At 44.7% G+C, this 13,021-nt stretch carries 8 protein-coding genes; 2 read left to right on the forward strand and 6 right to left on the reverse strand.

The annotated features are described in order from the left end of the window. Positions 1-21: 21 nt before the first annotated feature. From BXY_RS04745 to BXY_RS04770, 6 genes are all read right to left on the reverse strand, one after another. Positions 22-2,487 (reverse strand): TonB-dependent receptor, encoded by a 2,466-nt coding sequence (locus BXY_RS04745; RefSeq protein ID WP_015531320.1) that lies wholly within the window; start codon positions 2,485-2,487, stop codon positions 22-24. Positions 2,488-2,752: 265 nt separating this feature from the next. Next, positions 2,753-3,355: a response regulator transcription factor gene (locus BXY_RS04750; RefSeq protein ID WP_087319009.1), complete on the reverse strand. Its 603-nt coding sequence runs from the start codon at positions 3,353-3,355 to the stop codon at positions 2,753-2,755. Between the two features lie 16 nt (positions 3,356-3,371). Continuing rightward, positions 3,372-5,021 (reverse strand): NAD(P)/FAD-dependent oxidoreductase, encoded by a 1,650-nt coding sequence (locus BXY_RS04755; RefSeq protein WP_015531322.1) that lies wholly within the window; start codon positions 5,019-5,021, stop codon positions 3,372-3,374. A 66-nt stretch (positions 5,022-5,087) separates the two neighbouring features. Further along, positions 5,088-6,455, reverse strand: coding sequence for a DNA repair protein RadA (gene radA, locus BXY_RS04760; RefSeq protein WP_015531323.1), 1,368 nt, complete (start codon positions 6,453-6,455; stop codon positions 5,088-5,090). 11 nt (positions 6,456-6,466) lie between these two features. Next, positions 6,467-7,666, reverse strand: a complete 1,200-nt coding sequence (locus BXY_RS04765; RefSeq protein ID WP_134993191.1) for an ATP-binding protein — start codon at positions 7,664-7,666, stop codon at positions 6,467-6,469. Positions 7,667-7,770: 104 nt separating this feature from the next. Beyond that, positions 7,771-8,808 carry an asparaginase gene (locus tag BXY_RS04770; RefSeq protein WP_208946767.1) on the reverse strand — a complete coding sequence of 346 codons (1,038 nt, stop codon included), beginning with the start codon at positions 8,806-8,808 and terminating at the stop codon, positions 7,771-7,773. Positions 8,809-9,209: 401 nt separating this feature from the next. On the opposite strand from BXY_RS04770, the gene thrA reads away from it, so the two are divergent. Both thrA and BXY_RS04780 read left to right on the forward strand, forming a co-directional pair. Beyond that, positions 9,210-11,645 (forward strand): bifunctional aspartate kinase/homoserine dehydrogenase I, encoded by a 2,436-nt coding sequence (thrA, locus tag BXY_RS04775; protein WP_004315263.1) that lies wholly within the window; start codon positions 9,210-9,212, stop codon positions 11,643-11,645. 101 nt (positions 11,646-11,746) lie between these two features. After that, positions 11,747-12,955, forward strand: a complete 1,209-nt coding sequence (locus BXY_RS04780) for a cofactor-independent phosphoglycerate mutase (RefSeq protein ID WP_015531326.1) — start codon at positions 11,747-11,749, stop codon at positions 12,953-12,955. Positions 12,956-13,021: the final 66 nt, after the last annotated feature.

Consider the following 13,021-nt stretch of genomic DNA (forward strand, 5'->3'; position numbering starts at 1 on the left):
TATATCTATGAGTGAAAATGATTAGAACCGGCAGCGGAGATCTACTCCAAATTGCATTGGGCGTCCTTTCTGCATAAAACCTTTGTTCATTGTTTCGAAATAGAAGGCGGCATATTCTTTATTCAGGAAGTTGCGCGCCCAGAAACTAATCATTGCGTCACCGATTTCCAGATTCGTTCTCCAGTTGAGTGTGCCATAGAAAGATTGACTGACATCGTTTTGTTCAGTCCAGTAGATGCGTCCGGCAGCGTTATAATTAGCTTGGAATACAACCCGGTCGAAGATAGAACGCGGACTGCAGGTGATGGCGTATTCTCCTCCGATATTTAAGGTGTGTTTGGGGACGAAGGGAACATATTTGCCATTATAATCTGCAGTTACTTTAAAAGTGCCGTCTTTTTGCTCTTCGGTGATTACATAATCCGTAAAGGTGGCATACGTATATCCGTAACTGACATTCAGGCTAAGTTCTTTTGTCACACTGGCACGAAGGGCTGCTTCTGCACCATAGCTACGGCTTTTTCCTGCATTGATAGTGATACGTCCCAGACCACTTTCTGCAAATTGGGAGAGTTGTTGGTCGCGGGTATCCATGTAGAATGCTGCGACGTCAGCCCAAAGTCTGCCTTCCCATAAAGTAAGGTGGCTACCTGCTTCGTAGTTCCACGAATATTCGGGTTTGTAAGTAGTGGATGCTTTTACATCAATCTCTTTTGTAGGCACCATTTGGTCCATCATATTAATGATGGTTTTTCCCCAGGTGGCATCTTGCCCTATTGTCGGACTTTCTTTGATGGCATTCATCATCGAATTTTTCAATTCTGTTTGTGATAAGTCAGAGAACATCTGGATGTTATATCCTCCTGAACGATAGCTCCGGGTGACGGTGGCATACACATTATTTTGATTTTTCCATTCATATTGAATAGCAAATTTGGGTAGGAGCTGTACATAATCAGTAGAGAGCTTGCCAACGAAAGAGGCAGGGGCTTTCATATTCTGATCAGACAAGTTTATTTGGTTGGGTCCCATAGCTAAGTGAAAATCAAAACCAAAGTCGATAGGAGTGCTAAGAGAATTATACTTCATACTGATTTTCTCGTAATCGAGCCGGAGGCCGGCTGTAACGGACAGTCCTTCTATGAACAAGTTGTTGAAAGTAGACTGATGATAAAGTGCACTGCTAAGAGTCGGGGTGTCGAAAGTTCCTCCTACGCTTAATGACGGGTTGTGCACAGTCATTCCCATGGTGGGAGCTCCGGGTTTGGCAGATACTTCTTCAAAAGCTGCATTGGCGTTGTTTTCAATGACCGACTTCACTCCTTCTTCTTTAAACAAGACAGGTCCCGTAGTATGCAGCCATTGATAGAATCCGAAAGCTCCCGTAGCCCACTGCCATCTTTTTCCGGGTTTGGCTTTCAACACAATCTCTTCGGAAATGGTGTTTGCACGTTGCTTTTGCTCAATATTGAAAATATCTCTTTCTGTGAAATCCTGATCGAGAAACATGCGGTCGTTCAGGTTCTGATAACCTGTCACGGCACTTAATATAAAGTTGTTGGCTTGATATTCGATGTTAACACCGGAGTTGAGCAATCCACGGCGGTAACTGCTGCGGTCGTTATATGAAATCTTATCGATATAATCTGCCCGGTCTTCTGTCATTTCTTTACCATTTTCTTTCGCTTTAGCTATTGCACTGGGGGTAATCCCGGTATAGTAATACGGATATCCGCCCTGATCGCTATATTCATAGCTAAGGGCCATGTCTATTTTCAGGTTCGAAGTAGGCAGGTAAATACCACGGAAACGTCCGCCACCGGCATTGCTCTTGTCTACCTTTTCGTTGTTTCTTGCCGAATTTTCAAAGAAGCCACCTGTGTGTTCGTAGAAACCTCCGGTAGAAAAAGCGAAGCGGTCGGATGTCCGATGATAGTGGGTGAGTGACACATTATAATTATTGTAAGTTGCTGCTCCCATGCGGATATCAGTACCTTGATAAGTGAAAGGCGATTTTGTGTGCACTTTGATAAGTCCTCCCATCGTATTACGTCCGTAGAGAGTACCTTGTGGTCCGCGGAGAATATCAATACGTTCGATATCAGCATAGTTGAAGTCGAAAGCGGATTTGTCGATATAAGGGATGTTGTCTACGTAAAGTCCTACGGACGGAGTGTTGATACGTGAGCCGATTCCGCGGATATAAATGGAAGTGGTCAGTTTGGAACCATAATCGGGGATAAACAGATTAGGGACGATGCCTGTCAGGTTTTTCACAGAGTTCACCTGATTGGCACGCATATTATCTTGCGATAAAACAGTGGCTGCCACCGGTAATTCACGCAACTTACGATTCTCTTTCGGAGTGGCAATCACTACCACTTCTTCGATGTCTACTATTTTTAGTGAGTCTTTCGGGAAATCTTCCGCCCATGCTGTCCCTGTCGTCAGGAGCATAAGGGCAATCATAATATTCTTTGTCTTCATCTGCTGTTAATTTGTCTGCTGCAAAGTAACGGCAAATATAGACAATGGTCAATCCTCATTTATTAGGATTTATTTCACCACAGTTTTCACCACAATTTTCACCACAGAGGACGCAGAGGACACAGAGGGTATAGTGAAGGTAACATCTTCACTCATTCTCTGATACAGACTGTTTGAGTGTTTTTGGGAAAAAGTGTGGAAAGTTTTTCTCTTTACCTTCTTTATCCTTTTTATCCTCTGTGTCCTCTGCGTCCTCTGTGGTGAATCAGATTCGGTCCGCTTCTATATACCCGTTCATTACCGCATAAATAGTCAGTCCGGAGACGGACTTGATGCCTAATTTCTCTGTGATATTTTTCCGGTGAGTGATAACGGTGGTCAGGCTGATATTCAGTTTATCTGCTATCTCTTTGTTGATTAATCCTTTGGTTATCAGTACGAGCACTTCTATTTCACGGGAAGATAGAATCTCCTGATGAGGCTGCGCCGGAGGCATGGATGGCATGTCTTTCACCGGATAACCGTTGTGGTGGGCGTGTTGGTGGAGTTTCAATATGTTTTTCACCAACTCTTCCTCGGATTCATGGATGTTGAGTACAGGCACGCCGGACAGTTGGAATTGCGGACTGTCGCTTGCCAATACAATTGTTTTTCGTTTCCGGGGGAGAAAGAAAGCATTGTGTTCCACATAAATCTGTGCGGAAATGAAATAATGGGCATACATATCCGGCGTATCGTCCATCAGTTCACTGAATTGATGGAAGGTACGTATGGTTGCCATAGGAATCATTTCCTCCAGGATTCCTTTCAGGCCAAGGCAAGTAAGGGTGTTGGATTCAATGATAGCTATTTCGGGTTGATGATTCATTTTCATGTAGTTTTAGTTAACGATTGAAATAATTGGCTACGGCTTCCGCACACCGTTCTCCATCCACTCCGGCAGAAACAATCCCTCCGGCATAGCCTGCACCTTCTCCGCAAGGGAATAATCCGCGAACGGTTGTATGTTGCAATGTCTCTTTATCGCGTACGATGCGGACAGGCGAAGAAGTACGTGTCTCTACACCGATCATCACCGCTTCATTAGTGAGGAAGCCATGACTGTAACGTCCGAATTGCTGGAAACCGAGAGATAATCTTTTGCTGATAAACTCCGGCATCCAGAAATGAAGCGGAGAAGAAATCAATCCCGGGCTGTAAGAAGATTCGGGTAAGTCGTAACTCAACTTCTTGCGGGTAAAGTCCTGCATACGCTGTGCTGGTGCTGTCTGCCTTCTGCCTCCTTGCAACCAGCATTGACGTTCCTGTTCTTCCTGAAAGTAAAGGGGAAGAAGTTGAGAGTTGAGAGTTGAGAGTTGAGAGTTGTTTAGAGATGGGTTAAGAGCCAGTAGCTGTTCATTTCGTTGCGCAGCTAACTCTCCATTCTCCACTCTCCACTCTCCACTTATTAAATCCTCCGGTTGCACTTCCACTACCATGCCCGAATTACTCCATCGCGAGCCACGATTAGAAGGAGACATTCCGTTCACTACCACTTGCTCCGGTCCGCTGGCAGCAGGAACAATGAAACCGCCGGGGCACATACAGAAGCTATACACTCCTCTGCCTTCAACTTGTGTGACGAAGCTATATTCTGCGGCAGGCAGATACTTGCCTCGTCCCTCCTTATTATGATATTGTATCTGATCGATCAACATTGCCGGATGCTCCAAACGGACACCGACTGCAATGCCTTTCGCTTCAATCGCCACATGATTCGCAGCCAGCCAACGATATACATCTCTCGCCGAATGTCCGGTTGCCAGTATCACAGGTCCGAGAAAAGTCTTTCCTGTATTTGTTTCGATACCTTTTACTTCGTCATTCTCGATAATCAGTGCCTCCATTCGTGTCTGGAAATGTACTTCTCCGCCACACTCGATGATGGTATTCCGCATATTTTCAATGACACGTGGCAACTTGTCTGTCCCGATATGCGGATGCGCGTCTACTAATATCGCTGTAGAAGCCCCATGCTGGCAGAATACATTCAATATCTTATCTATATTTCCTCTTTTCTTGCTTCGGGTATAGAGTTTTCCATCCGAATAAGCTCCTGCCCCCCCTTCGCCAAAACTGTAATTCGATTCCGGGTCAACCGTGTGTTCCCTGCTGATTTGTGCTAAATCTTTTTTTCGCTCGCGCACATCTTTTCCGCGTTCGATAACAACGGGACGTAACCCCAGTTCGATGAGACGCAGGGCTGCAAATAGTCCGCCGGGACCTGCGCCCACGACAATCACTTGCGGCTTTCCCTCTACCTTATTATATATAGTATGCTCGTATTCATTATCTTTAGGCATCTCACGGATATATGCTCGTACCTTCAGATTGACGAAGATAGTCCGCTGCCGTGCATCGATGCTTCGTTTCAAGATTCGGGTAGCGGTGATGTCACGCAGGTTGAGGCCTTTTTCTTTGAAGAGATATTCTTTCAGCTTCTGTTCGTTTGCTGCGATTTCGGGAAGTATGCGGAGTTGGAATTCTTGTGTCATTTAGTTATTATTGATATTGTTTTCGATTATAAAATAGATAAAGCGGATAATGTATGCATCAGTGCCCTATCCGAATAGAGCCCTGAATGCTTCCTCCACCTTTCTTACCGGCACTAATTCGATCTTCAGTTTCGTAGTGTCAATACCTTGCAGATTGTATTTTGGCAACAAGAACCGTTTAAAACCTAATTTTTCGGCTTCACCGATACGTTGCTCAATTCGATTCACAGGACGTATCTCTCCCGATAATCCGATTTCTCCCGCCATGCAAACTTCCGGCTCAATGGCTGCGTCCATATTGGAAGAAAGGATGGCACTGATAACCGGCAAGTCGATAGCCGGGTCATTCACCTTCAGTCCTCCGGCAATATTCAGGAACACATCTTTCTGTGCCAGCTTAAATCCGACACGCTTTTCGAGAACAGCCAGCAGCATATTCATTCTTCTTAAATCGAAACCGGTTGCCGAACGTTGAGGATTTCCATAAACAGCAGAACTGACCAAAGCCTGTGTCTCGATCAAGAACGGGCGGATTCCTTCGATAGCGGAAGCAATAGCCACTCCACTCATTCCCTCATGATCCTGACTAAGCAAAAGCTCGGAAGGATTATTCACCTGGCGCAACCCATCCTGACGCATTTCATAAATCCCTAACTCTGCCGTACTGCCGAAACGATTCTTGATGCTGCGCAGAATACGATACATATAATGCTGATCGCCTTCAAATTGAAGGACGGTATCTACGATATGTTCCAGCACTTTAGGTCCTGCAATACTTCCTTCCTTATTGATATGACCGATCAGCAACACAGGAGTATGCGTTTCTTTCGCGAAACGAAGAATAGATGCCGAACACTCTCTGACTTGCGCAATACTTCCGGGAGATGATTCGATACTCTCGGTGGAAATAGTCTGTATAGAGTCAATAATCACTAAATCAGGATTCGTATTCTTGATATGCACATAAATTTGTTCGAGTGAAGTTTCACAAACGATCAGGCAATCGCTGGAAGTATCAGAGAGACGGTCGGCACGGAGTTTAAGCTGTCGTGCACTTTCTTCACCGGATACATAAAGGATTTTCTTTTCCGGCATGTGCAGTACGGTCTGCATGACGAGCGTGGATTTACCGATTCCCGGCTCACCGCCTATCAGGACAAGAGAACCCGGCACAAGTCCGCCACCCAATACGCGATTCAATTCATCATCGTGCATATTGATGCGTGGCTCGTCGTCCGCTTCAATATCGCTAAGTGCCAGTGGTTTGGGTTTCTGTGTTTCAATGCCCGACACCGGACGGCGGTTGGTAGGTTCTTTCCGTACGATTTCCTCAACATACGTATTCCATTCTCCACACGACGGACATTTACCCACCCATTTCGGTGAATCCTGTCCGCAATTACTGCATACATATACGGTTTTCTCTTTTGCCATATTCTCTTTCTTTAATATAAAAACCCGAATGTCCAGAGTGGAATCTTGTTCCCAGTCGAATATTCAATATCATCTGCGGCAATAAATGCCTGTTTAGTGTTAGCTATCTGTTTTCCGTCTTTGCTTTTTCCGCCAACTTCTATCGTATATTTACTGTCTATCGTATAATCTGCGTTACGTGTGCAATATTCCACACGATGTTGATAGGCGAGTTGGTTTACCATGAACACCTCTCTCAATGTTCCTTTGTTTACATCTTTAAAGGTCAATGCATAAAGCAGGTTGGTATTTTCCATATAAATCTTATCCGGTTTTTGTAACTTTTTGATAGAGTCATTATCCGAATAAAGAAGGTGGATTAATTTAGCTCTGTCCAGATACTGTAAATAGGCCAAAATAGTAGTACGTGAAAGTTCTGCCATAGCAGAGAGTTTAGTGATGTCCACCATAAAAGGCACTTCGGAGGAGAGGATTCCCAGCAGACTTTTTAGTTTTCGCACGTTACTGATGTCCACTCCGCATTGCTGGGGAAGTTCGATTTCGAGTATCAGGTTGGCTATATTTTCGATACGTGTGTAGTATTCCGCATTTCCTTCCAAATAAAAAGGATAGTATCCATGTTTCAAATAGTCTTCAAAATAGGCGAGGGGACGGCATTGGGAATTCACTTCATTACAAATTCCATCACTATTGTCCAATATCTCTTCCAGCGTGTAAGGGCGGATGTCAATCTGATGGTATAAATTCAGATATTCACGGTAGGATAGCCCTTGCATATTATATGATATGCATCGACGAGACAAGTCGGCCTCTGCATTCAGCAGTTGGAGTAAGGATGACCCGGTGAATACTATTTTCAGTTCAGGAAACTCATCATATATATTTTTAATTTCCTTGCTCCATGACGGATATTTGTGCACTTCATCCAAGAACAGGCATTTACCTCCTTTCAGGTAAAACTGTTCGGCGAGTTCGCTAAGAGAATGCTGTGTGAAATACAGACTATCTAAACTTGTATATAAGGCACTTTGGCTATCATTGGCATAATGAAGTTTTAAGTATTGAAGCATTAAAGTTGTTTTCCCAACTCCGCGAGCTCCCCGGATAGCAATCAGACGGTTATCCCAATTGATTGTATTCATCAGGCTTCTGATATAGGTTGTGGAAGTAGCTGTTAATAACCTTTTGTATCTTCTGATTAGTGTATCCATATCTTTATTTGTTTTCTATGGAATACAAAAATAGACATAATTTGTTCAACGCGCAAAACAAATTCAGATAAAATCTGTTCATCGTATAAAACAAATAGAGGAATTTACAGAGTGATCTCTCCCGCCATCGACCGGTTCATCCGGTCGCGTACCTCGTCCGGTGTATATCCATGTCCCAGTAAGAACATTAATTTAGTCACAGCAGACTCCGTCGTACTGTCATATCCGGAGACAACACCTGCCTGCAACAACTGGTATCCCGTTTCATAACGTTCCATCTCTACCATTCCTGCGCTGCATTGCGTCACGTTGACAATTACAATCCCACGTTCGCTGGCCTGGCATAGCCGGCGTATAAACCATTCCTTCCGGGGAGCATTTCCCGAACCGTATGTTTCGAGCACGACAGCCTTCAATCCGTCAATCCCCAGAATGGCGGCAATCACATTTTCCTGGATGCCCGGGAAGAGTTTCAGTACCACAACATTGGTATCTAGCAGATAATGAGGCTTCAATTCCCGCTCTTCACCATTTACGTGAATCTGCACATTATTATATTTGATATGGATTCCGGCTTCCGCCAATACCGGGTAATTGAAAGAACGGAACGCGTTGAAGTTTTCCGCATTCATCTTGGTCGTGCGGTTTCCCCGCATCAGATGATTTTCAAAGAAGATGCACACTTCCGGTACGAGCGCCCTCCCTTCCTTGTTTTGTGCAACGGCAATCTCGATGCTGGTCATCAGGTTTTCCTTTCCGTCCGTGCGGAGTACACCTATGGGAAGTTGTGAACCTGTGAGGATAACAGGTTTATCGAGCCCTTCGAGCATAAAACTTAATGCGGAAGCAGTGTAAGCCATTGTATCCGTTCCGTGCAGGATGACGAAGCCGTGGTAGCGGTCGTAATTTTCATGAATGATGCGTACCAGCTTCCGCCACATATCCGGTTCCATGTCCGACGAATCCATTGGAGGATCAAACTGATAGGTGTCAATCGGGAAGTTGAACTTTTGCAGTTCGGGGATATACTTTTGCAGTTGCTCGAAGTTAAAGTTCTCCAGAGCACCTGTCGCGGCATTCTCGATCATGCCAATTGTTCCACCGGTGTATATTAGCAATACGGAAGTATTTAATGGATTCATAAGCTGATTTTGTGCGATTGTTTTCGCAAATATAATAATATATTTGATATATGAGTAGCAAAATGTCATAAAAGTAAAGGCGGATGACAGGACGAATAGAAGACGGAAGATTCTTTTTATCAGAAAAAAACCGAAAAAAGTGATAGATTGAACGTTTTTATTATTACTTTTGCGACACTTATCAAAAACAAGAGTAGAAACAAGGACTATGATGAAGTACTATCCACATACAGTCACATCCATGTGTACCATGACCCTTAGGGGTTAATGGATAGTTTTTGTGTATCTACGTGATTCACGCTTGTATAAGCAGGCAAAATTCAATTTCAATTTTATTCGTAAACAACCAATCGTTCTGTAAAAAGTAAACTGCAGGACATTGCATTTAAATAAGTATCTTCATGAAAGTAATGAAATTCGGCGGGACGTCCGTAGGTTCCGTGAACAGCATTTTAAGCGTAAAGAGAATTGTAGAGTCGGCAAGTGAGCCGGTAATTGTAGTTGTTTCCGCATTGGGAGGCATCACTGACAAATTGATAAATACATCAAAGATGGCGGCAGCAGGAGATTCAGCCTATGAGGGCGAGTTCCGCGAAATCGTTTACCGTCATGTGGAGATGATTAAGGAGGTGATTCCTGCCGGAGAAAAGCAAGTGTCGTTGCAACGTCAGATTGGCGAACTGCTGAACGAGTTGAAGGACATCTTCCAGGGAATTTATCTGATTAGAGACCTTTCCGCGAAGACCTCGGATACAATCGTCAGCTATGGTGAACGCCTTTCATCCATCATCGTTACCGAACTGATTGACGGAGCTAAATGGTTCGATTCGCGCACTTTTATCAAGACCGAAAGAAAACATAGTAAACATACGCTGGATACCGACCTGACTAATAAGTTGGTGAAAGAGGCTTTCCAGTCTATCCCTAAAGTGTCACTGGTGCCGGGATTCATCTCTTCGGATAAAACGACAGGAGATGTGACGAACCTCGGACGTGGTGGATCGGACTATACGGCTGCCATTATTGCTGCGGCTCTGGATGCGGCAAGTCTGGAAATCTGGACGGATGTAGACGGATTTATGACGGCTGACCCGCGTGTCATTTCAACTGCTTATACCATTACGGAATTGAGTTATGTAGAAGCGACCGAACTTTGTAACTTCGGTGCAAAGGTGGTTTATCCGCCGACTATCTATCCCGTATGTCACAAGAATATTCCTATTATAATAAAGAATACCTTCAATCCGGACGGAGTGGGAACGGTTATCAAACAAGAAGTTTCCAACCCGCAGAGCAAGGCTATCAAAGGTATTTCCTCCATCAACGACACCAGCCTGATTACTGTTCAGGGACTCGGTATGGTAGGTGTGATCGGTGTAAACTACCGCATCTTTAAAGCATTGGCTAAGAACGGAATCAGCGTATTCCTCGTGTCGCAGGCTTCATCGGAAAACAGTACTTCTATCGGTGTGCGTAATGCCGATGCCGACCTGGCTTGTGAAGTGCTGAACGAGGAATTTGCGAAAGAAATAGAGATGGGCGAGATTTCTCCGATTCTTGCGGAAAGAGATTTAGCTACTGTTGCTATCGTAGGCGAGAATATGAAACATACCCCGGGTATCGCCGGTAAACTTTTCGGTACGCTGGGACGCAACGGTATCAACGTAATTGCCTGTGCGCAGGGAGCTTCAGAAACAAATATCTCTTTTGTGGTCGATTCCAAATCTCTGCGTAAATCCCTGAACGTTATTCACGACTCTTTCTTCCTCTCCGAATATCAGGTACTGAATCTCTTTATCTGCGGTGTCGGTACGGTAGGTGGCAGTCTCGTAGAACAGATTCGTTGCCAACAGCAGAAACTCATGATGGAAAACGGATTGAAACTCCATGTGGTAGGTATCATTGATGCTGCTAAAGCAATGTTCAGCCGTGAAGGTTTCGACCTTTCTAATTTCCGTCAGGAACTGTTGGAAAAGGGTAAAGACAGTAGTCTGCAAACCATCCGCGACGAGATTATCGGAATGAACATCTTTAACTCCGTCTTTGTAGACTGTACGGCGAGCGCCGATATCGCATCGCTTTACAAAGATTTCCTGCAACACAATATCTCTGTGGTAGCAGCCAACAAGATTGCCGCTTCTTCCGCTTACGAAAACTATCGCGAACTGAAAACAATTGCCCGCCAACGTGGTGTGAAATATCTGTTCGAAACAAACGTAGGTGCAGGTCTTCCGATTATTAACACGATCAACGACCTGATTCATAGCGGCGACAAGATTCTGAAGATTGAAGCAGTGCTTTCAGGCACACTGAACTACATCTTTAATAAGATCAGCGCCGATATTCCTTTCAGCCGTACCATCAAAATGGCACAGGAAGAACGCTATTCCGAACCGGACCCGCGTATCGACTTGAGTGGAAAAGACGTCATCCGTAAACTGGTGATTCTGGCACGTGAAGCCGGATACCGTCTGGAACAGGAAGATGTTGAAAAGAACCTCTTTGTCCCGAATGACTTCTTTGAAGGTTCTCTGGAAGATTTCTGGAAACGTGTTCCAAGTCTCGACGCAGACTTTGAAGCTCGCCGCCAGGTGTTGGAGAAAGAAAATAAACACTGGCGTTTCGTTGCCAAACTGGAGAACGGAAAAGCCTCTGTCGGCTTACAGGAAGTAGGCGCCAACCACCCGTTTTACGGCTTGGAAGGCAGCAACAACATTATCCTGCTTACTACAGAACGCTATAAAGAATATCCGATGATGATTCAAGGATACGGTGCCGGCGCCGGAGTAACGGCTGCCGGAGTATTTGCCGACATCATGAGCATCGCAAACGTTTAATTAAATGAAGAACTAAAAATGAAGAATGAAGAATTACTATGCAGCGTAATGGTGCAGCCAATTCTTCATTCATCATTCTTCATTCTTAATTTTCAAAAGAAATGAAGCATATCATTATATTGGGAGACGGAATGGCCGACTGGCCAGTGAAGTCATTAGGGGACAAGACGCTCCTGCAATATGCGAAGACGCCATATATGGATCAGTTAGCCCGAATGGGGCGTAACGGCCGCCTGATTACCGTGGCGGAAGGTTTCCATCCGGGTAGTGAAGTAGCCAACATGTCAGTGTTGGGATATAATCTTCCGAAAGTGTACGAAGGTCGTGGACCGCTGGAAGCTGCCAGTATCGGTGTGGATTTGAAACCGGGCGAGATGGCAATGCGTTGTAACCTGATTTGTGTGGAAGGAGAAATTCTGAAGAATCACTCCTCCGGACACATATCTACAGAAGAAGCGGACGTATTGATTCAATACCTGCAAGAGAAACTAGGCAATGACCGCGTACGGTTCCACACAGGAGTCCAGTACCGTCATCTATTGGTTATCAAGGGAGGAAATAAAGAATTGGACTGTACTCCTCCGCACGATGTTCCTTTGAAACCTTTCCGCCCATTGATGGTGAAACCATTGGCCCCGGAAGCACAAGAAACGGCAGACCTGATTAACGACCTGATTCTAAAATCACAGGAACTGTTGAAGAATCATCCGTTGAACCTGAAACGCATAGCTGAAGGTAAAGACCCCGCCAATAGTATTTGGCCCTGGAGCCCCGGTTATCGTCCGCAAATGACTACTTTCTCCGAAACTTTCCCGCAAGTGAAAAAAGGTGCGGTGATTTCGGCAGTCGATCTGATAAACGGAATCGGTTATTATGCCAGATTACGTCGTATTGCGGTAGAAGGGGCAACCGGTCTGTATAATACGAATTATGAAAATAAAGTGGCTGCTGCATTGGAAGCCTTGAAAACCGATGACTTTGTCTATCTTCATATCGAAGCCAGCGATGAGGCCGGACACGAAGGAGACATCGACTTGAAACTTCTCACTATCGAGAATCTGGATAAACGTGCCGTAGGACCTATCTACGAAGCAGTGAAAGATTGGGATGAACCGGTAGCAATAGCCGTATTGCCTGACCATCCTACTCCCTGCGAACTTCGTACGCACACTTCCGATCCTATCCCGTTCCTTATCTGGTATCCGGGAATTGAGCCGGACGAGGTGCAAACTTATGACGAAATATCTGCCTGCAACGGTAGTTACGGTGTGTTGAAAGAAGACGAGTTTATTAAAGAATTTATGAAATAATGTTCACCACAGATTACACAGATTCGCACAGATTTAAAGTGATAAGAGACTTTTGTATTATGTAAT

Origin of the sequence: Bacteroides xylanisolvens XB1A (genome assembly GCF_000210075.1) — a bacterium.
GTDB lineage: Bacteria > Bacteroidota > Bacteroidia > Bacteroidales > Bacteroidaceae > Bacteroides > Bacteroides xylanisolvens.

What these genes read in the sequence shown, in the direction of transcription:
- BXY_RS04745 (WP_015531320.1), bottom strand. Translation starts at nt 2,487, where the DNA reads ATGAAGACAAAGAATATTATGATTGCCCTTATGCTCCTGACGACAGGG.
- BXY_RS04750 (WP_087319009.1), bottom strand. Translation starts at nt 3,355, where the DNA reads ATGAATCATCAACCCGAAATAGCTATCATTGAATCCAACACCCTTACT.
- BXY_RS04755 (WP_015531322.1), bottom strand. Translation starts at nt 5,021, where the DNA reads ATGACACAAGAATTCCAACTCCGCATACTTCCCGAAATCGCAGCAAAC.
- radA (WP_015531323.1), bottom strand. Translation starts at nt 6,455, where the DNA reads ATGGCAAAAGAGAAAACCGTATATGTATGCAGTAATTGCGGACAGGAT.
- BXY_RS04765 (WP_134993191.1), bottom strand. Translation starts at nt 7,666, where the DNA reads ATGGATACACTAATCAGAAGATACAAAAGGTTATTAACAGCTACTTCC.
- BXY_RS04770 (WP_208946767.1), bottom strand. Translation starts at nt 8,808, where the DNA reads ATGAATCCATTAAATACTTCCGTATTGCTAATATACACCGGTGGAACA.
- thrA (WP_004315263.1), top strand. Translation starts at nt 9,210, where the DNA reads ATGAAAGTAATGAAATTCGGCGGGACGTCCGTAGGTTCCGTGAACAGC.
- BXY_RS04780 (WP_015531326.1), top strand. Translation starts at nt 11,747, where the DNA reads ATGAAGCATATCATTATATTGGGAGACGGAATGGCCGACTGGCCAGTG.